The organism is Microbacterium sp. LjRoot205 (genome assembly GCF_056175745.1).
Genome location: NZ_JBGFFH010000005.1, coordinates 212,904 through 235,079, shown reverse-complemented (window position 1 = coordinate 235,079; position 22,176 = coordinate 212,904). Strand labels below are relative to the sequence as shown.

Sequence of the window (22,176 nt, the reverse complement as noted above, 5' to 3'; positions counted from 1 at the left end):
CGAGCTGATCGGCGGAATCCTGCTGGTCCTCGGCCTCTTCACCCGCCTGGCCGGCATCCTGCTCGCGATCGACATGGTCGTGGCGCTGGTCCTCGTGCACCTCGCCGCGGGGCTCTGGGTCGGTGAAGGCGGATACGAGTTCGTCGCCGTGCTCGGTGCAGCCGCGCTGGCTCTCGCGTTCACGGGTGCTGGGCGCTTCTCGCTCGACGGCGCCTTCCTGCGCGGCCGGGTGCCCGCCTGGCTCAGCTGACGAGCAGAGGGGGCGTTCCACGGGACGCCCCCTCTGCCGGTGTGTATCCTGTCAACAGTTAACAGGAGGTCACCGTGACACAGACCGTCAAGCGCGGAGAGTCCCTCGGCGCACAGGTGGCGCAGGTCCTGCGTCAGCGCATCGTCCGAGGCGAGCTCTCGCCCGGCGCGCGCATCACCGAAGAGGCGCTCGCCGAGGAGTTCTCGGTGAGCCGGGGGCCGATCCGTGACGCCCTCACCCAGCTCAGCTTCGAGAAGCTCGTCGAAGTGCAGYGTCCGCGCGGGGTGTACATCACGGGTCTCTCGCAGGACGACGTCGATCAGCTCTACAGTCTGCGCGGCGCTCTCGAGCAGCTCGCGCTCTCACGTGCCATGAGAGTCGACGACGACGCGCGCTGGGCGGCGATGGCGGCCGCCGTCGAGAGAATGGGTCAGGCCGCGGACGCGGGCGACCATGCGGCGTTCGTCGCCGCCGACCTCGAGTTCCACTCGGAGATCTACGTGCTGGCCGACCATCCGCGCCTGCAGGGTGCGTGGAGTCAGTATCTGCCGACCTTCGCGTCGCTCCTCGAGGTCACCATCAACCACGACGACGACCTTCACGAGTCCTCCGACGACCACATGAAGCTCATGGACGTGATGCGCTCAGGCACGCCCGAGGAGGCGGCGTCAGTGCTCACCGCGCACCTCGACGGCGCGCGCGATCGGATGCTCAGCGAACTGGCCGACCGGCCGGCCTGACAGCAGCTGCCGCCTGACAGCGGCTGCCGCGCGGCGCCAGGCGCCGGGCTCAGGCGTGCGGTGCGAGACGGCGTCGCAGCACCCAGGTGTTGCCGGTCGCATCGACGCTGTGCTCGAAATCGTCGAGCACAGCCGTCGTGAGGGCCAGACCGCGTCCGCTCTCGCTGTCGACGCCGGGCATCGCCACCGCATCCCAGTCGATCCTGGCCGGATCAGCCGTGTCGACGAACGTGGCGACGAGTTCATCGTCGGCCACCGCGATGTCGACCTCGACGGTGATGCCGGCATCCGGCTCGCCCTCGGCCTCGCCGTGCGCGGCGATGTTCGTGGACACCTCGCTGACCGCCAGCGCGAACAGCGTGCGGTCTTCCGGGGCCACGTGCGGAGATGCCTCCCACAGCGCGTCCAGGGCGTCGAGGACGTGCTCGACGAAGGCGGGCCCAGCGAGGCCGGCGACGTGCGCGGTGCGCCGGTCAGCGCCCATCGAACGCCGTCTCGGGCGTGGGGTGGTCGAGCAGGACGCGGTCGAGGTTGGTCAGGTGCAGCACCGTCCGAACCGCCTCGGGCACTGCCGCGATGCGCAGATCGCCGCCCGCGACCCTGGCGCTCTTGAGTCCGCCGACGAGAGCGCCGAGACCAGAGGAGTCGACGAACTGCAGGTCGGTCATGTCGATGACGATCCGGGAATCGCCCCCGGCCACGAGGTCGTTGACCGCCTTGCGCAGCAGGGGCGCTCCTGTCGCGGTGAGGCGGCCGGACAGGGCGATCACGGCGAAGCCGTCTCTGATGTCAGTTCTGAGATCCATGGTTCTCCTCCTCGAGGGTGCGGGCCGGTCCGCGGTAGCGGGCGGCTTGGATGATGACGCTGAGCACGACGAGGTCGTACAGCACCCACACCGTGTTGACGAGAGTGCCCGTCCCGTCGCCGGTGCCGATGATGACCCGGGTCACACCGATCACGAGAGCGATGCCGAGCACGACCATCGCCGTCAGCTGCGGCCAGATCTCCCGCCACGGCACCCCTCGTGGATCCCGTCCGTCCTTGCGCGTCACGGCGAATGTGAGCGGGCGGTGGAGCACGACGTTGGCGAACGCCGACCAGCAGGCGCGGATCCAGACAGGGAACAGCGCGAGCGAGTACTGCTGCCCCCTCCACGTTCGCAGCCCCTTGGCCACCACGAGGAACAGCACCTGGTTGACGAGGAAATACGGGAGGAACCTCACGAAGAAGTCGACCGACCAGGCGGTGACCGGCAGCACGCCGAAGACGAGGTAGACGACCGGCGCCGTGAGGTAGACCACAGCGGCGAACCCGGACAGGTAGCTCCACATCGTGGCGAAGTACATCAGCCGCTGACCGATCGACAGCCCGCGCTTGGCGAGCGGGTTGTCGCGCAGCATGACCTGCAGGGTGCCCTGCGCCCAGCGTAGTCGCTGCGTCAGCATCGTGCGCAGATCCTCGGGGGCGAGGCCCTTGGCGAGGATCTCGTGGTGATAGACGCTGCGCCAGCCGAGCGAGTGCAGCTGCATGGCCGTGGCCATGTCCTCGGTCACCGAGATCGTGGCGAGGGGGAGGATCGGCTGCGCCTCGTCGCCTCGATCGAGCCGGAGCGCGTCGAGCAGTGCCCTGACCGCATCCAGCGCGTTGATGGGGGAGAGGTCGGAGTCGGCGAGTGCGGTGAGGCCCACCTCGTCGACGACGATCGCGTCGAGCTGCGCGTCGTGTGCGATCGGCAGCGAGCCGAGCTCTGCGAGATCGGCTCGGATCCCCGCGAGGTCCTTCGCGACGAGGATCACCGACGCGTTGTGCACCGCAGCGAGCACGGCGTCCGCGACCTCCCTGACGGGGGCGCCGCCGGCGAGATCGCGACGACCCCGGCCGATCGCCACGTGCAGCGCGAAGAGCTCGCGACGGAGTTCGGGATCGGATGCCGAGCGCATCTCCTTCTCGATCAGGGTCTCCGACGTGCGCAGCGCGCGGGCCGCGGTGTCGGTCACCTCGCGCACGTAGCCGATGATGCCCAGTTGCATCAGGGCGTCGCGACGGAGCACCGCGTTGGATCCGCAGAAGAACGCCGCGTTCCAGCCGTCCTTGCCCTGCTGGATCGGGCCGTAGAACTGCGGAGCCTGGCTGCCGAGAGGGTCGGCCTCGTCGACGTTGACGAACCACTGCGGGGTCTGCACCACGGCGACCTCGGGATCGTCGGCGAAATACCCCAGGGTGCGGTGCAGGATCAGCGGGTCGGGTATCTGGTCGGCGTCGAGGATGAGGAGGAATTCCCCGTCGGTCTCGAACAGCGCGCTGTTGAGGTTGCCCGCCTTGGCGTGGCGCGGCTTGCCCGTCCAGTCGTCGGAGCGGGTGAGGTAGCCGATGTCGGCCTCGCGAGCCGCCCGCTCGAGTTCGGGGCGGGCCCCGTCGTCGAGGATCCAGGTCGTGTGCGGGTAGGCGATCCCACGTGCGGCGCGGGCCGTCGTCATCACGAGCTCGATCGGCTCGTCGTAGGTGGTGATGAACACGTCGACCGTGCCCTGGGGCGGGGAGACGGGCGCCGGGCGCTCTTTCGCCCGCCACATCGTCAGGCAGAAGAGGAAGGTGTCGATCAGGCTGTAGGTCTCGGCGACCACGAGAGGCACAGCGATCCACCACGCCGACCAGTTGACCGATTCCAGCCACCGCCAGGCGACGTAGTTCACTCCCAGCAGCACCGAGAGAACAGCGATCACCCGGATCGCGGCGAAGCGAGCTGTCATGCGTCGCGCCTCACCACGACCACGGTGATGTCGTCGGTCGCCCTGTCGTCCGAGATGAGCCGGAGCGCCTCGCCGATCGCCCCGTCGGGGCCGAGGGTGTCGAGCACTCTGGCCACGTGGGCGAACGGGTCATCGGCGTCGAGCACGTCCAGCAGCCCGTCGCTGCAGCAGACGAACGCGTCACCGGGTTCGAGGCGGGTGCGCCGCGACTCCCGAGCGCCCTGGTCGGGCAGTGCGGCGCCCATTCCGAGGGGCAGCCCGGTCGAACGAAGGTGCTCCCACGAGCCGTCGCTGCGCAGGATGAACGCCAGGCTGTGACCGGCATCGATCACCTCCAGGTCGCCGGTCTCGGGCTGGAGCTCGGCATGGACGGCCGTGACGAACATCGTCGTCTCCGAGAGGTCCTCCTCGAGAAGGCGGTCGGCGTCGGCGATCGCTTCGGCGATGCTGCGTTCGGGTGCCGTGCGCAGCGATGCGCGCACTCCGGCCGCGACGATGGCGGGTCCCGTGCCCTTGCCCATCGCATCGGCGAGGGTGATGCGCAGAGCCCCGTCGTGGAGGCGCAGGTCGTAGAAGTCCCCCGCCAGGCGCCCGCGCGAGGCGCCGCCGCCCGCGACCGTGTATCCGGTGATCGTGGGGATGGACTGCGGGCGCAGGGCGCTCTGGATCAGGGTGGCCTGATCGAGTTCGACGTCGGAGGCGATCTCGCTCTGCACCCAGAAGGCGAGGTCGCGGAGCAGGCCGCGCTGCGCCTCCGAGAACGAGTGCGGTTCCGTGTCGAGCACGCACAGCGTGCCGACGGGCTCGCCGCCGGGTGCGTGGAGCGGGTGGCCGGCGTAGAACCGGAGGTGCGGGTCGCCGACAACGAACGGGTTCGTGGCGAACGTCTCCGTCGCGCTGGCATCCTCGATCACGACCGTGCGGTCCTGGCCGACCGTGTAGTCGCAGAACGAATCCTGCCGCGGGGCCTCGTCGCCGCCGAGGCCGATCTCGGATTTGCGCCACTGGCGGTCGCCGTCGAGCAGAGAGACGCTCACCATCGGCACGCCGAACATCTGCTTCGCCAGGCGGGCCACGCGATCGACTCGTTCATCCCGGGGGGTGTCCAGGATCCCGAGTTCCTCCAGTGCCTGCTGTCTTCTGAGCTCGTCGAACATGCTCCGCCTCCCTCGTAGCTGCTCTCATACTGGCATCTTGGAGGGCGGTGAGGACAGTGAGCCTCGCGGGAGGTGCACAGGGCAGCAGTGTTGACTGTTAACAGTCAACACTGGTACGGTCAGGGAGTCGACAACAAGGTCGACCCACGTAGAGGAGCAAAGATGCCCCGCAAGCGCATCACCCGGGCGGCCGCCGCCCTCGCGGCCGTCGCCGCCACCGCTCTCGTCCTGTCGGCCTGCACGAAGGTCGAAGAGGGGGAGGAAGCAGCGTCGACCTTTCCGGAGAACGACATCCGCCTGATCATCCAGGCCAACCCCGGTGGGGGATCCGACCTGTCGTCCCGGGCCCTCGCGACCGAACTCGAGGGCATCCTCGGCGTGAGCGTGATCCCCGAGAACATGCCGGGTGCCGCAGGTGCGCTCGCCATGGAGTACGTCGGAGCGCAGGACCCCGACGGCTACGTCATCGGTTTCGCCCCGGTCGAGATCGCGATGCTCAACACCACGCAGAGCGCGAACGTCCTGCCCGAGGACTTCGACCTCCTGGGTCAGATCATGCTGGCTCCCGGCGTCGTCACGGTCGGCGCCAACAGCGGGATCGAGACGCTGGAAGACCTCGTCACCCAGGCGGAGTCCGGCGCGGTGACCGTCGCCAACTCCGGAGCCGGCTCGATCTGGGAGGCCGCGACGATCGGCCTCGGCGACGCGACCGGCGCCGACTTCACCCCGGTGCCCTATGACGGTGGAGCCACGGCCGTGGCGGCCGCGGCCTCCGGTGAGACCGTCGCCGCGGTGTCGGGCCTCGGCGAGGCTCTCGCACAGGGCGAAGCCGTGCGCATCCTCGCCGTCCTGAACGATGAGCGTCACCCCGATGCGGAAGACGTGCCGACGGCCGACGAGGCCATCGGCGAAGACGTGGTCTTCGGCGGGTGGGGCGGCATCTACGCCCCGAAGGGTCTGCCGGACGACGTGAAGACCGAGCTCGAGGCAGCCGTCAAGGAAGCCGTCGAGTCCGACACCTACCAGCAGTTCCAGAAGGACGCCGGCAACCTCGTGGTCTACCGCGACTCCGCCGAGTGGACGACGTTCGTCGACGAGCAGTTCGACCTCTTCAAGGACCTCCTGGGCTGACCGGCCCGGACTGCGGGGCCGGCCGCCACGCCGGCCCCGCAGCCAGTCGCCGACGTCAGACCAGGGAAGGAGCACCATGTCCCACGCCGATGCCACATCCGCGGTCGAGCAGGACGAACACCAGGGCGCACCCGCGTCCAGACCGCTCGAGATCGTCTTCGGGGCCGTCGCCCTGGCCTTCAGCGCCGGGTATCTCTTCCTCACGACGCAGATCCCGCTGCGCCGCGAAGCGCTCCCGGGTCAGATCGACGCGCGCTTCTGGCCGATGGTCATCGCCGTCACGGCGGTCGTCATCTCGCTCGCGATCCTGGCGCTCGCCGTCACCCGGCCCGCGCCGGGGCGCGAGGATCTCGACCGCATCCAGCCCGGCGGTGTGGTCAGGGTCGTCGCCACCCTCGCGATCACCGGAGCGTTCATCGCGGTGTGGTCGCTGGGCACCGTCATCCTGTTCGGGTACCGCATCGAGGTCTTCCCGGTGGCCGCCGCCGTGCTGATGGCCGCTCTCATGCTCCTCTACGGCCACCGCCGCTGGCTGAGCCTGATCATCTACTCCGCCTCCGTCACCGCGTTCGTCTACGTCGTGTTCGGCATGCTCCTGAGGATTCCCCTGTGAACGCGCTCATGGAGGGGCTGAACTCGCTCCTCGACATCTCGATCCTGCTCTACATGCTCGTCGGGCTGCTGCTCGGCTTCATGGTCGGAGCCTTCCCCGGCATCACCGCGACCATGGCGGTCGCGCTCGCCGCCGGATTCACGCTCACACTCGAGCCCGTCCAGGGTCTCGCCGTGCTGCTGACGATCTACGTGGCCGCGAACTTCGGCGACCGGGTGCCGTCGATCCTCATCAACACCCCGGGCACGCCCGCCTCGATCGCCACGACCCTCGACGGCTATCCGATGGCGAAGCAGGGTCGCGCCGGTCTCGCCCTCACGATCTCGGCGATCGTCTCGGCCGTCGGCATCCTCGCCTCGCTGGTGCTGTTCGCTGTCGCAGCCGTGCCGATCGCCAGCTTCGCCCGCGACTACTTCAAGTCGCCCGAGCTCTTCGCCCTGGTCGTCTTCGGCATCTCGATCATGATCGGCATCTCGTCGAAGTCGATGCTCAAGGGCATCCTCGCCGGACTCTTCGGGCTCATGCTCGGCACCGTCGGCACCTACGCGGCGACGGCCGATCAGCGCTTCACCTTCGGCGTGCTCGAGCTCGTCGAAGGCGTCAACTTCATCGCGGTGATCATCGGGCTCTTCGGCATCGCCGAGCTGTTCGACCAGCTGCTCACCTACCGCAAGTCGAACGTGCGGCCCATCTCGAGCCTCGGCCGCTGGTGGCCGAACAGGGCCGAGCTGAAGCAGAGCGGACGCGCCACTGCTGTCGGCGGCGCTGTCGGACTCGGCGTCGGGCTCATCCCCGCGGCCGGTGGCGACATCGCCGGACTCATCGGATGGGAGCGCGCGCGCAAGGCGTCGAAGCACCCCGAGATGTTCGGCAAGGGGTCGATCGAGGGCGTCGCCGCCTCCGACACGGCCTCGAGCGCCACGCTCGGCGGTTCGCTCACGACCACGATGGCCCTCGGCATCCCCGGCGACTCGGTGATGGCCGTGATGATCGGCTCGATGATCATCTGGGGCATCACGCCCGGACCCACGCTGTTCACCAACCGCCCCGACCTGGTCGTCTCGATCGTCGGCATCATGCTCGTCGCGACGCTGCTCTCGCTGGCGCTGAGCCTCGTCCGTATGAAGGGCATGGTCAAGCTGCTCGACGTGCCGCAGCCGTACCTGTGGAGCGGCATCCTGATCTTCTGCATCATCGGCACGTATGCCACCTCGAACAGCCTCTCGACGGTCGTCACCATGCTCGTCTTCGGCGTGATCGGGGTGCTGCTCAAGCGGATGCAGGTGCCTGCCGGCCCGATCGTGCTCGGCCTTCTTCTGGGACCGCTCGCCGAAGAGAACCTCGCTCGCACCCTGGCGATCCTGCCGACGCGTCCGTTCTTCGAGGTGGTGAGCCCGATCGCGATCGTGCTGCTCGTGCTCGCCGTGCTGTCGATCGTGATGCCGGCCATCCGAGCCGCCCGCACCCCGCGCGCCGAGCGGGCCTCCCTCTCGGAGTCGATCCTCCCCGCCGAGAGCCGCGAGCAGATCGAGAAGGCGCACGGCGAACTCGCCGCAGACCCGGATCTGCTCACCTCGACCGTCCGCAACGTCGACGCTCCCGCGCGGCGCCCGCGAAAGACCCGAAAGAACTCCAAGGAGAACGAGAAGTGACCCGCTACGACATCCTCACCGCCGTGCCGACCGCCTTCCACAGCGACGGTGCACTCGACCTCGAGGGATCGCGAGCGATCTTCCGCTTCGTCGCCGAATCAGGCAACGAGGGCGCGTTCATCCTCGGCACCACGGGCGAATTCCCCGCGATCGACGCGATCGAGTTCGCCGCGATCGTCGAGGCGGCGCTGGCCGAGCTGAAGGATCGCATGCGCGTCGTCGTGCATGTCGGTCAGCCGAGCACGTTCGAGGCGCTGCGGCTGGTCGAGATCGCGAAGGGCCTCGGTGCGACCGAGTTCGCCGCCCTCACCCCCTACTACCTGAAGGCCACCGACCAGTCGATCTTCGACTATTTCGAAGCGCTGTCGGCAGCGGTCGGCGACGGCCGGCTCTACGTCTACATCTACCCGGCGCGCAGCGGCAATCCGGTGTCGGTCGAGCTGCTCACGCGCCTGGCCGCGCTGCCGAACATCGTGGGCGCGAAGGTCAGTGAACTGTCTCTCGACGAGATCGCCGCCTACCGAGCTGCGGTCCCGGACGACTTCGACCTCTACACCGGCGCCGACCGCGACCTGATCGCTGCGGTGCGCTCGGGTGCGCAGGGTGTCGTCTCAGGGGTCTCCTCCGTCACTCCCAAGCCGTTCCGCGCGTTGGCCGACGCCGGCCGCTCAGGGGATGCGGATGCGATCGCCGCAGCCCAGGCCGCCGTCGACGACGTCGTGTCGCTGATCGGTGGCGACATGGCGCGCATGAAGGAGGCCTACCGCGTGCTCGACGTCGTCGACACGCACTGCCGCATGGCGATCGCCGAGCCGACGGATGCCGAGCGCGAGGCCGTCGCGCGGGTCGTGGCGGTGCACCGCTAGACGCGTGCGTCGGGGCAGGGCGGGGGCGCCTCACAGCCGACCGGGGCAGGATGGAGGACATGTCCGTCAACCCGCACGAATCCCGGCCGTGGCTCGCCTCCTACGCAGATGACGTTCCTGCGGAGATCGAGGCTCCGACTCAGACGCTGCCCGAGATGATGGCGGCCAGCGTCTCCGCATTCGCGCGTCGCCCGGCGCTCGAGTTCTTCGGCGCGGTGACGACCTACCGCGAGCTCGGCGATCAGATCACGCGCGCCGCCGAGGGGCTCCGGCGCCTGGGCGTGCGCAAGGGCGATCGCGTCGCGCTGGTGCTGCCCAACTGCCCGCAGCATGTCGTGGTCTTCTATGCGGCACTCCGTCTCGGCGCCATCGTGGTCGAGCACAATCCGCTCTACACGGCGAGGGAGCTGCGGCACCAGTTCGAGGATCACGGCGCGAAGGTCGCGATCGTCTGGGACAAGACGGTCGACACGATCGCGGACTTCCCCTCGGACCTGCGGGTCGAGCACATCGTGAGCGTCGACCTCACCGAGGCGATGCCCGCCTCGCAGCGGATGCTCCTGCGACTGCCCATACCCAAGGCGCGGGCGTCGAGGGCCAAGCTGACAGCCACCCCGAAGACGCGTCGCGCGCTGGCCTGGAAGAAGCTGGTCGACCATCGTCCGCTCTCGCGTCGCATCGAGGGCCCTTCGCTGGGCGACACCGCGCTGCTGCAGTACACGAGTGGGACGACGGGCGACCCGAAGGGCGCGATCCTCACTCACGCGAACCTGCGCGCCAACGCGATGCAGGGTCGCGCATGGGTGCCAGGACTCGTCGACGGCAAGGAGACGTTCTACGGTGTGCTGCCGCTGTTCCACGCCTACGGGATGACGCTGTGCCTGACGTTCGCGATGAGCATCGGCGCGAAGCTCGTGCTGTTCCCGACCTTCGACCTCGGCCTCGTCACGAAGGCGGCGCGCACGAGTCCGCCGACCTTCCTCCCTGCCGTGCCGCCGATCTACGACCAGCTCGCGCGTGCCGCGTCACGCGGGACCATCGATCTCTCCACGGTCCGGTTCGCGATCTCCGGTGCGATGAGCCTGCCGGTCGCGACCGTGCAGCGGTGGGAGGAGGCGACCGGCGGCCTGCTCGTCGAGGGATACGGCATGACCGAGAGCTCGCCCGTCGCGCTCGGCAACCCGATGGGCCGCAGCCGCCGCCCCGGCACCGTCGGCGTGCCGTTCCCGAGCACCGAGATCCGCGTCGTCGATCCTGCCGACACCGACGTCGACATGCCGGTGGGCGAGCGGGGTGAGCTGCTCATCCGCGGACCTCAGGTGTTCCAGGGCTACTGGGGCCGCTCCAGCGACACCGCCGACGTGCTGCTCGCCGACGGCTGGCTGCGCACCGGCGACATCGCCGAGGTCTCTGCCGACGGCTTCGTGACGATCGTGGACCGCCTCAAGGAGCTCATCATCACGGGCGGCTTCAACGTCTCGCCCAGCGAGGTCGAGGATGCGCTCGAGGCGCACCCTGACGTGGCCGCCGCCGCCGTGGTCGGTCTTCCGAGAGCGAGCGGAGGCGAAGAGGTCGCCGCCGCGGTCGTGCTCCGCGAGGGTGCGACACTCGACTCGGGCGCGCTGCGCGACTTCTGTCGCACCCGGCTGACCCCCTACAAGGTGCCCAAGCGCATCACGGCGGTCGATGATCTTCCTCGTTCGCTCATCGGCAAGGTGCTGCGCAGGCAGGTGCGGGATCAGATGCTCGCCGACTGACCGTCGGACCTCGTGCGCCCGATCGCGAGCTCCCCGACGGGATTGAAATCGGTTACAGTGTGCCGATGGTCACGATCTACGACGTCGCTCGACTCGCGCAGGTCTCGCCGGCCACCGTCTCGCGCGTGTTCAACGGCACCAGCGTCTCGGCGTCGAAGGTCGAGGCGGTGCGTCGAGCCGCCGAACAGCTGCGCTTCACCCCCAACCGCACCGCTCGCACCCTGCGGCGGCAGAGCTCCGAGGTCATCGGCCTCGTGATCCCCGACATCGAGAACCCGTACTTCACCGAGATGGCCCGAGGTGTCGAAGACGTCGCCTCGGAGGCCGGGTACTCGGTCGTGCTCTGCAACTCCGACTCGCAGCTCGAGAAGGAGGCGACCTATCTGCAGATCGCGATCTCCGAGCACATGTCCGGCGTGATCATCGCAACCGCCGACGAGCGCTCCGACCTCCGCGGCATCCTCGCGACGGGGCGGCCGGTCGTCGCCGTCGACCGCAGCACGACCTACGACATCGACGGCGTCGTCATGGCGAACCGGGCGGCCGGCGCCTCGGCCGCGAAAGACCTCATCGATGCCGGATACCGGCGCATCGCCTACATCGGCGGTCCCGAGCACATCGACACGGCGGCCGAACGGGCCGCGGGCTGGCGACAGGCGCTGAGCGCAGCGCATCCGGATCTCGACCTCGACGACCTCGAGCGGTTCACCACGTTCCGCGTCGACGGCGGGCGAGAGGCGATGGAGCAGCTGCTCGCACTCCCCGAGCCGCCTGATGCCGTGGTGGCCGGCAACAACCTCATCGGCGTCGGAGCGATCCAGGTGCTGACCGAGCAGGGCCTGACCCCGCCGCAGGTCGGCGTGGCGGTGATCGGTTCGCTGCCCTTCACGACGCTCTCGCCCACAGCCGTGACGGTCGTGCGGCTGCCCGCACGTCACATGGGAGTGACGGCGGCGCGGATGCTGCTGGAGCGCATCGGCGGCGATGATCAGCCGTCGCGCACGGTGGTGCTGCGCAACGAGATCCAGCCGGCCAGCGCCGTCGCCACGGCCAGGGGCTGACAGCACCCGCGGTCCCTCACTGAGACCGCCAGAACCGGGTCGCGAGGTGCGTGAGCTCGGTGTCGAGGTCGTCGACTTTGCCCTCGACACGAGTGAGTCGGGTGTCGAGGGAGTCGAGCCGCACGTTCATCACCTCGAAACCGGCTCGCATCTCAGTGCGCAGCACGTCGATCTCGCCGCGCAACTCGCCGCGAAGCCCTCCGATCTCGCCGCCGAGCTCGCTGCGAAGGCCGACGATCTCGCCGCCGAGCTCGCCGCGAAGGCCCCCGATCTCGGCGCGAAGCACCCGGCTGAACTGTGTCGTCATCAGGGTCATGCCGCCGAGCATCGCGCTCGCGAAGATGCCGATCATCGTCCAGGCCTGCGGATCGCTCAAGTCCATACCTCCATTGTTCGGCGCGGAACTCAGGATGTCACCGGGCTCCCGCGCTGTATGCCGGAGTTCACACTCGGTGTGCACAAGTCGGCGATGTTGGCGACAGTGCAGAACGGATGGCCGGTTGCGGTCTGAAACCGATTTCACGTACAGTGGCACAACACGTGCGATCAAGGAGGACGCGAGTCATGACCTACACCCTGCCGGCACCGGCATCCCGACCGGCGTCCGCGCCGAAGACCGCGTACCTGATCGCCTCGGGCGACCTGCGCGAAGCCGCCAACACCGGCGGCTGGCCCGTGCAGGTCGAGCTCGAAGCAGGCGTGACCGGCGTCTTCAACGACCTGGGGTGGACTGTCATCCGCGCCAACGACGTCGACCCTGCGACCGGCCACGGCTTCATCTCGAGCCAGCGCATGGGTCTCGAGGTCTTCAAGAACATCCCGACGGATGCCCCGCTGATCGTCGCCGAGGCGGTGTGGCAGTACTCGCATCACGTGCTCGCAGGTCTGCGCACGCATGAGGGTCCGATCCTCACCGTCGCGAACTTCGCGGGTGACTGGCCCGGCCTCGTCGGGCTCCTCGGTCTGAACGCCGGCCTCACCAAGATGGACAAGCCCTACGCCACGATCTGGTCGGTCGACTTCACCGACGACTGGTTCCGGGCCGGGATCGAGGAGTGGACCGAGACCGGCTCGATCACGCACGACGCGTCGCACGTGCGCCCGCTGCCCGAACTTCCCGACAGCCCCGAGAAGCTGCTGGGCGAGGCGCTGGCCGCCGAGCTTCGCGCCGAGAAGGCCATCATCGGCGTCTTCGACGAGGGCTGCATGGGCATGTACAACGCGATCTTCGACGACGAGCTGCTCAACAAGACCGGCATCTACAAAGAGCGCCTCTCGCAGTCGGCTCTGTATGCCGAGATGCTCGAGGTGGGCGACGACGAGGCGGATGCCGCCTACGACTGGCTGATCGACGCGGGCATGACGTTCCGGTACGGCGAGGACGCCGAGACCGAGCTGACCCGCGAGCAGGTGCAGTGGCAGCTGAAGATGTACATCGCCGCGCTCCGCATCGCCGACGACTTCGGCCTCGACGCGGTCGGCATCCAGTATCAGCAGGGCCTGAAGGACCTGGTTCCGGCATCGGATCTGGCCGAGGGGATCCTGAACTCGACCGAGCGCCCGCCCGTCACCTCCCGTGACGGCTCGCGCGTGCTGCACGAGGGGCGTGCGTTCCCGCACTTCAACGAGGCCGACGAGGGCGTCGCGGTCGACGCGCTGGTCACCGATCGGGTGTGGCGCGCGATGGGACTCGTGCCCGACAACACCCTGCACGACGTGCGCTGGGGCGAAGATCACGACGGCCAGTTCGTCTGGGTCTACGAGATCTCGGGGTCGGTGCCCGCGTCGCACCTCGGCGGCTGGCAGAACGCCGAAGGATGGCGTCAGGGCCACGTGTTCTTCCCGGCGGGCGGCGCGACGATCAACGGCGTCTCGAAGCCCGGCGAGATCGTGCTGTCGCGCGTGTTCATCGCCGATGGCATCCTGCAGGCCGACATCTTCCGCGCCTCCGTCGTCGAGCTCCCGGCGGAGGAGACCCAGCGCCGCAAGGATGCGACGAACCCCGAGTGGCCGATCGCGCACGTGGTGCTGCACGGCATCTCGCGCGATCAGTTCATGGCGCGGCACAAGGCCAACCACGCTCAGCTCGTCTATGCGCCGGATGCCGAGACGGCCGACAAGGCGCTGGTCGCCAAGGCTGCGATGTTCGCGGGCATGGGCATCAAGGTCAACCTGGTCGGAGACGTGACGATCTGACCGCTGGGTGAGGGTGAGCTCCGGAGGGCGACSGGGGGAGGGGGCGGATGCTGCGGCATCCGCCCCCTCCTGGCTGTCGGGCCGGACTTCTTCCGCGTGGCGTACTTAAGCGCTATAGTCGGCCGCAGGTCGCGACGGTGCGGCCGGATTCGACAACGACGCCGAAGGAGACGATCCGTCATGAGTCAGAACGTCAGGAATCACCGATTGCGAAAGAGCATCGCCGGGCTGGGGGTGCTCGCGACCGCTGCTGCAGGCATTCTCACCGGTTCGCTGGGGGCTGCCGCCGAGAGTGCTGAGCCGGCCGACCCGAAGCTCGCCGTCTATGTCGAGGTGAACTCGAACGATTTAGCCAACGTCGCCGACTACACGCTCGCCGAGTCCGGCGATGCAGCCATCGACATGGCGATGATCTTCGCTGCGAACATCAACTACGACGGTGAGAAGGCATACCTGCACTTCAACGAGCGGGTCACCGAGACGCTCGACGATGCCGAGACGCAGATCCGTCCTGTGCAGGCGAAGGGCACCAAGGTGCTGCTCTCGGTGCTCGGCAACCACCAGGGTGCCGGCTTCGCGAACTTCACCTCGTTCGCGCAGGCCGATGCGTTCGCCGCTCAGCTCGCCGACGCCGTGACGACCTATGGGCTCGACGGCATCGACTTCGACGACGAGTGGACGAACTACGGCGCCAATGGCACGCCGCAGCCCAATGCGGAGTCGTTCGGATGGCTGGCCACCGCGCTGCGCGACCGCCTCGGCCCCGACAAGATCATCAGCCTGTACGCGATCGGCCCGACCTATACGACGACCGACTTCACGCTGTTCGATGCAGCGAGTGTGCTCGACTACGCCTGGAACCCCTACTACCCGACCTATGATGCGCCCGTCGTTCCCGGCCTCGAGGACCGCGGTCTGCTCGGGGCTGCGGCCATCGACCTGGCGAACACGAGCGCAGCCACCGCCGCGGACTTCGCGACCCGCACTGTCGCCGACGGCTACGGTGTCTATGTCGCCTACAACCTCACCGCGACCGACCAGTCGGCGTATCTCTCGGGCATCACCGAGGCGCTGAAGGGCGAGGCGACCGAGTATCGGGCGGCGCCCCGCGACACGACGCCCCCGACCGTCACGGTCAAGGAGGGCGCGCGGTTCACGAAGGGCGATGCGGCGGTCGGCTATCAGCGGGTCAGCTTCACGCTCTACGACGAGGGCAAGATCGACAGGCTCTACGTCAACGGCGTCGAGAAGGATCTCACAGACAACGAGTGGAGCGACCTGAACTTCGTGAAGTCGGGCGCCTTCGGAGCGGTCACTGGCGCGAACACGCTGCGGGTCGTCGACGTCGCTGGGAACGCCACCGAGGTGTCGTTCGTCCTGTCGAAGTGATCACCTGAGATCAAAATGCTCACCTGAGATCGAAGCGATCACCCGAGGTCGAAGACCTCGATCTGACGGATCGTGACCCCGGCCTCCGCCCGCACGCGGATCGCCGGGGTCACGACCGGTGCCGCCAGCTCGAACGGGGTGGTGCGGTCTGCGGCCAGCTCCGCGTCGTGCGTGGTCGGTGCCGCGGTCCAGTTCCCGTCCTCATCGACGACCTCCCACTGCAGGCGCGACGATGGGGCTGCAGCGACCATCGTCACGGTGAGGTCGCTCACGGCGCGGGGCTCGGCGAAGCGGCATCCCGCCCATTCACCGGCGGCCAGGACGACGCCGCTCGAACCGCCATGCTCGCCGTCGTCGAAGAGGCGCCGGGCATCGACGACGGATGCCGCTGCGATCACATCGGCTCGCTCGGCCGTCAGATCGCGACACCAGGTCGAGTGGGCTGCCGGTGCGTGCTCGCCCGTCTCGAGGGCATCCGAAGGATCGGTGACGAAGATCAGTTCGAGGTCGGCGTCACCGGCCAGCGCGGCGATGGGGAGCTCGGYGCGATCGAGATCGACCCCGTCCAGTCGCGCGCTCTCCAGCACGTGGGCGGCCGGCTCGCTGCGGTGAGACCGGATGCGCAGCGAGGAGCCGTCGGCGCGATCGACGCGGATGTCGTCGAAGAGGGGAGACCCGATCCGCAGCACTCCCGACGCGAGCTCGAGCGGGTAGAGCCCGAGAGCCGCCCACAGCCACCACGCGCTCATCTCGCCGTTGTCCTCGTCGCCGGGGAAGCCCTGACCGATGTGGGCGCCCGCGAAGAGGCGGGCGGCGAGCTCGTTCACGATCCCCGCGGTGCGCCATGGCCGGTCACTGAACGCGTACATGAAGGGGATGTGGTGGGCGGGCTGATTCGAGATCGCGCACATGCCGGAGCGCAGCGCCCGCGCCTCGCGCTGCTCGTGGATGACCGCGCCGTATGCTCCGCCGAAGCGCTTGTCGGCTGTCTCGGGCTCCGCGAAGAGGTCGTCGAGATGCTGGCCGAAGGCGTCGCGGCCGCCATGCAGCGTCGCGAGTCCGACTCCGTCGTGCACGGCGCCGACCGACATGCCCCAGGCGTTCGTCTCGACATTGTCGCCGCCCCAGGTCCGCGGGTCGAAGGCCGGCGCGAAGCCGCCCGCGGAGTCCTTGCCGCGGAGGAAGCCGGAGTCCGCATCGAACAGGGTGCGGTACGACAGCGCCCGGTTCGCGAAGTACCGGGCGAAAGAGCGGTAGCGCGCGGCATCCTGTGCGGACTCCGCATCGGCGGCGAGCTGCGCGGCGAACCGGCCGAGTGCGGCATCGCTCACGGCGTTCTCGATGGTCCAGCTCATGCCCTCCGGCTCGTCGGACGAGATGAATCCGGTGAAGCGCCCGCGGGCGATGCCCTTGCGACCGCGCAGCGCATCGGGCCCCGGCTCGCAGGCGTTGCGCCAGCCGCTCTCGAACGCCTCCGCACGGTCGAACTCCGCTCCCCACCGGGCGGCGTCGGCGAAGATCTGGTCGCTCGACGTTCCTACCATGCTGTCGACGTATCCCGGGGCGCTCCACCGGACCATCCAGCCTCCACGGCGATACTGCTCGAGCTGTCCGTCGAGCAGCCTGCCGGTCAGCGCAGGGTCGAGCAGCGCGAGTGCCGGCCATTCGGTGCGGTAGGTGTCCCAGTAGCCGTTGTTCACCACCAGCTCGCCGTCGACGATCGGGGCGCTGGTGGTGCGTTCGCCGAACGGCTCTCGCCCCGCGAAGGCGTCGGCGAATCGAAGGATCGGGGCATCGGCGGTTCCCGCGTTCTCGGCGGCGGTGTTCGGATACAGATGCATCCGGTGCAGGGCCGCGGCGATCCGGCTCACATGCTCGTCGTGCGCCAGTCGGCGATACGGAGCCTCCGCCTCGGGGAGGGGCGGGATGGTCACGCGCCCCAGCACGCGGTTCCAGGATGCTGCGGATGCCGCCCGCACCTCGTCGTAGGTCACCTCGGCCGGCGCTTCGAGGTCGAGGCTGCGTCTGGCCTGCTCGATCGACACGAACGACACCGCCACGCGCACCTCGAGCGAACCGCGCCCGCCGACATAGCCGGCGACGTGCACCCGCACGGCGTCGTCGAGCGCGCCGCGCGGGCCCGACGCGTCGTCACCCTCGCTGCGCAGCACCACGCCCGCGAAGTAGCAGCGCGGAGCGTTGCCCCAGTCCTCGGTGCCCTCGGGCGTCCACCCTTCGAAGCCGCCGTCATCGGTCCAGGTCAGGCGTCCCTCGTCGGTCGGCTGATCGATCACGAACCCGACGATGGCGTCGGCCTCGGCGCCGCGCACCCGGAAGGCGGCGGCGTGCGAGGTCGCGGTCATCTCTGCGCGCAGTCCGCCGAGGTCGACCGCGTACTCGTGCGGGCGGGCGCGCTCGGACCCGGGGGTGATCCAGCGTCGACGCTCTCCACGGTCAGACATCGGGCGTCCGTCGAACGGCATGAGCTGGAGCACCGAGCGATCGCCGATCCACGGACTGGGCTGATGGGAGAACTGCAGCGCTTCGAGGCGTCGCCCCGGCGGGTCGTCGTGGATGCTGGGGCGGTACGGCCAACGGGTGTCCGAGGCATCGGTCGCCGGAGTGACGAACGTGAAGCCGTGCGGAACGGCGACCGCGGGGATCGTGTTGCCGCGCGAGAAGCGCGGTCCGGAGTGCGTGCCTCGACGGGTGTCCACGCGCTCGACGGGAGGAAGGTCCGCCGCCGCGGGCTGCTCCGGCATCTCCTCGACGACGCACTGCACGAAGCCGCTGACGCGCGAGGGGAGATCCGCGTCGGTCGCCAGGGATCCTGTGCCCAGGACGAGTTCGACGGTGACCGAGGTGTGCGGCACAGAACCCGAACACAGCGGGCCGAGAGACACCGTGTCGGCGTTCCACTGCTCCGGCAGACTCCAGCGGGCCCCGAACTGCGCATCGGCGGTGAGCGGGAAGTCGTACCGGTCGCGCACGGCGGCGATGTCACTCAGCCTCGCGCCGTCGGCACGCCGCGCATCGACGGTCACCGCGAGCGCCGCATGCGGGGCGAGGGTCGCGTCGGCGCCGTCGGCATAGAACGCCCAGTGCAGCACGGTGTCCGGCGTGACGGGGATGTCTGCGAGTCCGGGCACGTCGATCCGCTGCTCGCCTGCCGAGGGGTCGAAGGAGAAGGCGAAGACCTGCCCGGGGATCACGCCTGCCCGAGGACGAGATGACGGTGGATCGACCGGCCCGTCGGCGGGGATGAGGTGCACGGTGCTCACCCCTTGACCGCGCCCTCCTGCACGCCCTTGAAGAAGAACCGCTGCGTGAACGAGAACATGATCACGATCGGCACGAGCGCGATCATGGTGCCCGCCGCGATCAGACGCGGATCGACGGAGAAGCTGCTGTTCAGATACGCCATGCCGACGGTCAGCGTGTACTTCGACGGGTCGGAGAGCACGATGAGGGGCCAGAGGTAGTCGTCCCACGCGCCGATGAAGGCGAAGACGGCGACGACCGAGACCATGCCCCGGATGTTGGGCCACACGATATGGCGGATGCGCTGCCAGGTCGTGGCGCCGTCGACGGTCGCGGCATCCAGCACGTCCTGGGGGATCATCCGGCACGCGGTGGCGACGAGCAGCACGTTCATGGCGCTGATCGCGCCGGGCAGGAACACGCCCCACAGGGTGTCGGCGAGGCCGAGTGCGCGGATCGTGAGGAAGTTGCTCGTCACGGTGACCTCGCCGGGGAAGAGCAGGGTCGACAGCAGGATGGCCATGACGATCCACTTGCCGCGGAAGCGCATGCAGCCGAGGGCGTAGCCCGCGAACGTGGCGAGGATCACGTTGCTGAGCACCGTGCCGACCGAGACGAGCAGGGAGTGCCAGGCGTAGAGATAGACCGGGACGATCTCGGCGACGGTGGCGTAGTTCTGCAGCGTCGGCTCGCGGGGGATGAGGTTCGGCGGGAAGGAGTAGATGTTCTCCTGCGGGCCCTTGAACGAGGTCGAGAGCTGCCACAGGAACGGGCCGATGACGATCACCAGCACGAACAGCAGCAGAGCGTAGCGGCCGATCAGCCCGCCGAGCGTCGGCTTGCTGAAATCGCCTGAGCCGCGGCGGCGGAAGATGCGTTCGCGTGTGGTCGCGGCGGTCTGATCGTCGGGACGCCGGTCGTCGTCGACGCGCGGCGGGGTGAGCGTGCTCATGCGGGGACCTTCGCCTTCTTCTCGCGATTCATGATGGCGATCGCGGCGAGCGGGATCAGGGTGAGGAGGAACAGGGCGACGCTGATCGCCGAGGCATAGCCGATGTTGCCGTTGAGACCGGAGCCGACCTGACGGATCAGCATGACCAGCGACATGTCGTAGCCGCCCGGCCCGCCGGTGCTCTTCGAGAGCACGTCCAGCTCGGCGAACACCCTCATCGCCGAGACCGCTATGAGCACCGCGATCAGGAGCATGGCACCGCGCACCGAGGGGATCGTCACCGAGAGGAAACGGCGGAACGACCCTGCTCCGTCGAGCATCGCCGCTTCATGCAGCTCCTTGCCGACGTTGCCGAGGGCGGCGAGGTAGACGACCATGTAGTAGCCGAGGCCCTTCCACACCGTCAGCAGGATCGCGCAGCCGAGCAGCAGCCAGCGGTCGACGAGGAACGCCATCGGCTTGTCGACCAGGCCGAGGAACTCGAGCGTCTGGTTGATGATGCCGCGACTGTCGAACAGCCAGGTCCAGATGAGCGCGACCACGACCACCGAGGCGATGACGGGGAAGTAGAAGGTGGTGCGGAAGAACGCGATACCCGGCAGCTTCTTCTGCACGAGCAGAGCGAGAAGCAGCGGGAGGATCGTGAGCAGCGGCACGCAGACGACCACGTAGATGATGCAGGTGGTGAGGGCGTTCCAGAACATCTCGTCGCCGAACATCCGCTCGTAGTTCGCCCCGCCGACGAACTCGGGCGTGCGCAGGGGGCGGGCGTCGGTGAAACTCAGGAAGACGGTGTTGAGGAACGGCCAGAGCGCGAACACCAGCACCCAGATGACGGCGGGGCCGAGGAGCAGCCACGGGGTGAACCACCGGTGGGACGTGATGCTCTTCCTCCGGCTCCGGATGCTGGTGTCCGTGCTCATGGCTTACTGGTCCACGCGGTTCGCGTTGGCGTACTCGACGATCTTGTCGAGCTGCTCCTGCGCGTCGGCCTCGCCGTTGACGGCGAGCGCGATCTGCTGAGTCATGTACGTAGCCATGTCGGACGTCCACTGGAACGGGATGGCCTTGGCATCCTCCATCGCGGTGAACACGGTGTCGATCGCCGACAGCTGCTTCTCGTCGGTGATCGACGACGAGATGTTCTCGACCACGGCGTCACCACCCGACGACGTGCCGGGCGCCGTGCCGACGGCGAGGGACGAGAAGGCGACCTGGTTCTCCTCGTTCGTCGCGAACTCGGCGAACGCGAGTGCAGCCTCCTTGTTGTCGGAGTCGGCGGAGACGTTCAGTCCCTGCACATAGAGCGGAGGGATGCCGAGACGCTGCGTGGCGACGGTGTTCTCCAGCAGCGCCGGGGCGTCCTTGGCGAGGTCGGTCGTGAAGCCGGTGCCGCCGGTGGTGAAGGCGACCTTCTCCTGGATGTAGGCCTCGGCGTTTCCGCCGTAGTCGCCGGTCAGAGCCTCGGCGGGCATCGCCCCGGCCGCATACGCGTCGGCGTACTTCTCGATGATCGCGGCGGCCTCCTCGGTGTTGAAGTCGAACTCGCCCTCGTCGTTGATGACCTCCATGCCGGCGGAGGTGAAGGTGTCGAGAGCGGGGATCGACGACAGCAGCTGCACCTTGCCGCCGGACTCGGTGGCCACGTCCTTCGCGAGGGTGAGCAGCTCGTCGACCGTCGTGGGGAGGTTCTCCTCCGTGACGCCGTAGGGGGCGAGCTGCGCGAGGTTCCACCACGAGGCGTCGCTCGAGAGGTACCAGGGCAGACCGTAGGTGCCTTCGACGCCGGGGTACTGGCTGTACGCATCCCATGCGCCGGCGTTGTACCCGGACTTCAGGTCGGGGTCCGCCGTCTCGAGGTCGACGAGCTTGCCGGCGGCGACGAGGGGGTACGCGATGTCCGGCGGCAGGTTCAGCACGTCGGGGAGGGTGTCGGCGTTCGCCTGGCTCAGGATCTTCTCCTGGTAGCCGTCGCCCGGCTGGTCGAGCCACTCGACCGTGACATCCGGGTGCTCCTTCTCGAACGCGTCGATCAGGTCTTCGAAGTAGGGGGTGAACTTCTCGTTCTTCAGCGACCAGGTCTGGAACTGGATGGTTCCGCTCAGCTCACCGGAGGTGTCGATCGGACCGGCGGCACCCGATGTGGCGCCGCCTCCGGTGCAGCCGGCGAGCGCCATGGCGCCGATCGTGAATGTTGCCAGAGCGACAATGCGTGCGGGAACTTTCATCGTGCTTCTTCCTCGAGGCGGGCGATTGGCGGTGTCCGTCCGGCGGACTACAACGCTTTAGCAGATGAAACCATCCGTCGCGGTCTCTGTCAAGGTCTCGACGCTCCGCATGCATGCAGATAGCGGAATTTCGGGTGGCGGCCTCGTGCTCAAGCGTTATAGTGGTGCGAAA

General features: G+C 68.5%; 19 protein-coding genes. 10 read left to right on the top strand and 9 right to left on the bottom strand.

Annotation, left to right across the window (positions count from 1 at the left end):
• Together AC04ME_RS12530 and AC04ME_RS12525 are read left to right on the top strand one after the other, a co-directional pair.
• A partial coding sequence (locus AC04ME_RS12530) for a DoxX family protein (protein WP_475435264.1) occupies positions 1–250 on the top strand: 250 nt, incomplete at its 5' end.
• Positions 251–324: 74 nt separating this feature from the next.
• Complete coding sequence (locus tag AC04ME_RS12525; RefSeq protein WP_475435262.1) at positions 325–990, top strand: GntR family transcriptional regulator; 666 nt, start codon at positions 325–327, stop codon at positions 988–990.
• 49 nt (positions 991–1,039) lie between these two features.
• Here the strand turns inward: AC04ME_RS12525 and AC04ME_RS12520 are convergent, their stop codons facing one another.
• From AC04ME_RS12520 to AC04ME_RS12505, 4 genes are read right to left on the bottom strand one after another with little or no spacing between them, the layout of a single operon-like run.
• Positions 1,040–1,474 carry an ATP-binding protein gene (locus AC04ME_RS12520; protein ID WP_052492811.1) on the bottom strand — a complete coding sequence of 145 codons (435 nt, stop codon included), beginning with the start codon at positions 1,472–1,474 and terminating at the stop codon, positions 1,040–1,042.
• Entirely contained in the window at positions 1,464–1,796 is a 333-nt protein-coding gene (locus AC04ME_RS12515) for an STAS domain-containing protein (RefSeq protein ID WP_042536831.1), read from the bottom strand. The genes AC04ME_RS12520 and AC04ME_RS12515 overlap by 11 nt, the downstream gene beginning before the upstream one ends.
• Entirely contained in the window at positions 1,780–3,741 is a 1,962-nt protein-coding gene (locus AC04ME_RS12510) for a glycosyltransferase family 2 protein (protein WP_475435260.1), read from the bottom strand. The genes AC04ME_RS12515 and AC04ME_RS12510 overlap by 17 nt, the downstream gene beginning before the upstream one ends.
• Positions 3,738–4,898, bottom strand: a complete 1,161-nt coding sequence (locus tag AC04ME_RS12505) for a PP2C family protein-serine/threonine phosphatase (RefSeq protein WP_309691797.1) — start codon at positions 4,896–4,898, stop codon at positions 3,738–3,740. The genes AC04ME_RS12510 and AC04ME_RS12505 overlap by 4 nt, the downstream gene beginning before the upstream one ends.
• Before the next feature lie 162 nt (positions 4,899–5,060).
• On the opposite strand from AC04ME_RS12505, the gene AC04ME_RS12500 reads away from it, so the two are divergent.
• The 6 genes from AC04ME_RS12500 (at position 5,061) to AC04ME_RS12475 (ending at position 11,978) form a co-directional block, all read left to right on the top strand.
• Positions 5,061–6,029, top strand: a complete 969-nt coding sequence (locus tag AC04ME_RS12500) for a tripartite tricarboxylate transporter substrate binding protein (RefSeq protein WP_042536828.1) — start codon at positions 5,061–5,063, stop codon at positions 6,027–6,029.
• Between the two features lie 76 nt (positions 6,030–6,105).
• Entirely contained in the window at positions 6,106–6,642 is a 537-nt protein-coding gene (locus tag AC04ME_RS12495) for a tripartite tricarboxylate transporter TctB family protein (RefSeq protein WP_042536827.1), read from the top strand.
• Positions 6,639–8,294 (top strand): tripartite tricarboxylate transporter permease, encoded by a 1,656-nt coding sequence (locus AC04ME_RS12490; protein WP_042536826.1) that lies wholly within the window; start codon positions 6,639–6,641, stop codon positions 8,292–8,294. The genes AC04ME_RS12495 and AC04ME_RS12490 overlap by 4 nt, the downstream gene beginning before the upstream one ends.
• On the top strand, positions 8,291–9,160 hold the full coding sequence (locus tag AC04ME_RS12485; protein ID WP_042536825.1) for a dihydrodipicolinate synthase family protein: 870 nt from the start codon (positions 8,291–8,293) through the stop codon (positions 9,158–9,160). The genes AC04ME_RS12490 and AC04ME_RS12485 overlap by 4 nt, the downstream gene beginning before the upstream one ends.
• A gap of 59 nt (positions 9,161–9,219) precedes the next feature.
• Positions 9,220–10,917 (top strand): long-chain-fatty-acid--CoA ligase, encoded by a 1,698-nt coding sequence (locus tag AC04ME_RS12480; RefSeq protein WP_475435257.1) that lies wholly within the window; start codon positions 9,220–9,222, stop codon positions 10,915–10,917.
• A 65-nt stretch (positions 10,918–10,982) separates the two neighbouring features.
• The gene (locus AC04ME_RS12475; protein WP_475435255.1) at positions 10,983–11,978 is read left to right on the top strand and encodes a LacI family DNA-binding transcriptional regulator; all 996 of its coding nucleotides are present in this window, start codon (positions 10,983–10,985) and stop codon (positions 11,976–11,978) included.
• A 16-nt stretch (positions 11,979–11,994) separates the two neighbouring features.
• On the opposite strand, the gene AC04ME_RS12470 is transcribed toward AC04ME_RS12475, so the two are convergent.
• Positions 11,995–12,360, bottom strand: a complete 366-nt coding sequence (locus AC04ME_RS12470; RefSeq protein WP_042536822.1) for a hypothetical protein — start codon at positions 12,358–12,360, stop codon at positions 11,995–11,997.
• 182 nt (positions 12,361–12,542) lie between these two features.
• On the opposite strand from AC04ME_RS12470, the gene AC04ME_RS12465 reads away from it, so the two are divergent.
• Positions 12,543–14,174, top strand: coding sequence for a fucose isomerase (locus tag AC04ME_RS12465; RefSeq protein WP_079113723.1), 1,632 nt, complete (start codon positions 12,543–12,545; stop codon positions 14,172–14,174).
• A gap of 180 nt (positions 14,175–14,354) precedes the next feature.
• The gene (locus tag AC04ME_RS12460; protein WP_475435253.1) at positions 14,355–15,563 is read left to right on the top strand and encodes an endo-beta-N-acetylglucosaminidase H; all 1,209 of its coding nucleotides are present in this window, start codon (positions 14,355–14,357) and stop codon (positions 15,561–15,563) included.
• 38 nt (positions 15,564–15,601) lie between these two features.
• Here AC04ME_RS12460 and AC04ME_RS12455 read toward each other — a convergent pair whose 3' ends face one another.
• From AC04ME_RS12455 to AC04ME_RS12440, 4 genes are read right to left on the bottom strand one after another with little or no spacing between them, the layout of a single operon-like run.
• Positions 15,602–18,844: a GH92 family glycosyl hydrolase gene (locus AC04ME_RS12455; protein ID WP_475435251.1), complete on the bottom strand. Its 3,243-nt coding sequence runs from the start codon at positions 18,842–18,844 to the stop codon at positions 15,602–15,604.
• The gene (locus AC04ME_RS12450; protein ID WP_042536820.1) at positions 18,841–19,776 is read right to left on the bottom strand and encodes a carbohydrate ABC transporter permease; all 936 of its coding nucleotides are present in this window, start codon (positions 19,774–19,776) and stop codon (positions 18,841–18,843) included. The genes AC04ME_RS12455 and AC04ME_RS12450 overlap by 4 nt, the downstream gene beginning before the upstream one ends.
• The gene (locus AC04ME_RS12445; RefSeq protein WP_197065931.1) at positions 19,773–20,699 is read right to left on the bottom strand and encodes a carbohydrate ABC transporter permease; all 927 of its coding nucleotides are present in this window, start codon (positions 20,697–20,699) and stop codon (positions 19,773–19,775) included. Before AC04ME_RS12445 ends, AC04ME_RS12450 begins: the two co-directional genes overlap by 4 nt.
• 3 nt (positions 20,700–20,702) lie before the next feature.
• Positions 20,703–22,004 carry an ABC transporter substrate-binding protein gene (locus AC04ME_RS12440; RefSeq protein ID WP_042536819.1) on the bottom strand — a complete coding sequence of 434 codons (1,302 nt, stop codon included), beginning with the start codon at positions 22,002–22,004 and terminating at the stop codon, positions 20,703–20,705.
• Positions 22,005–22,176 lie beyond the last annotated feature (172 nt).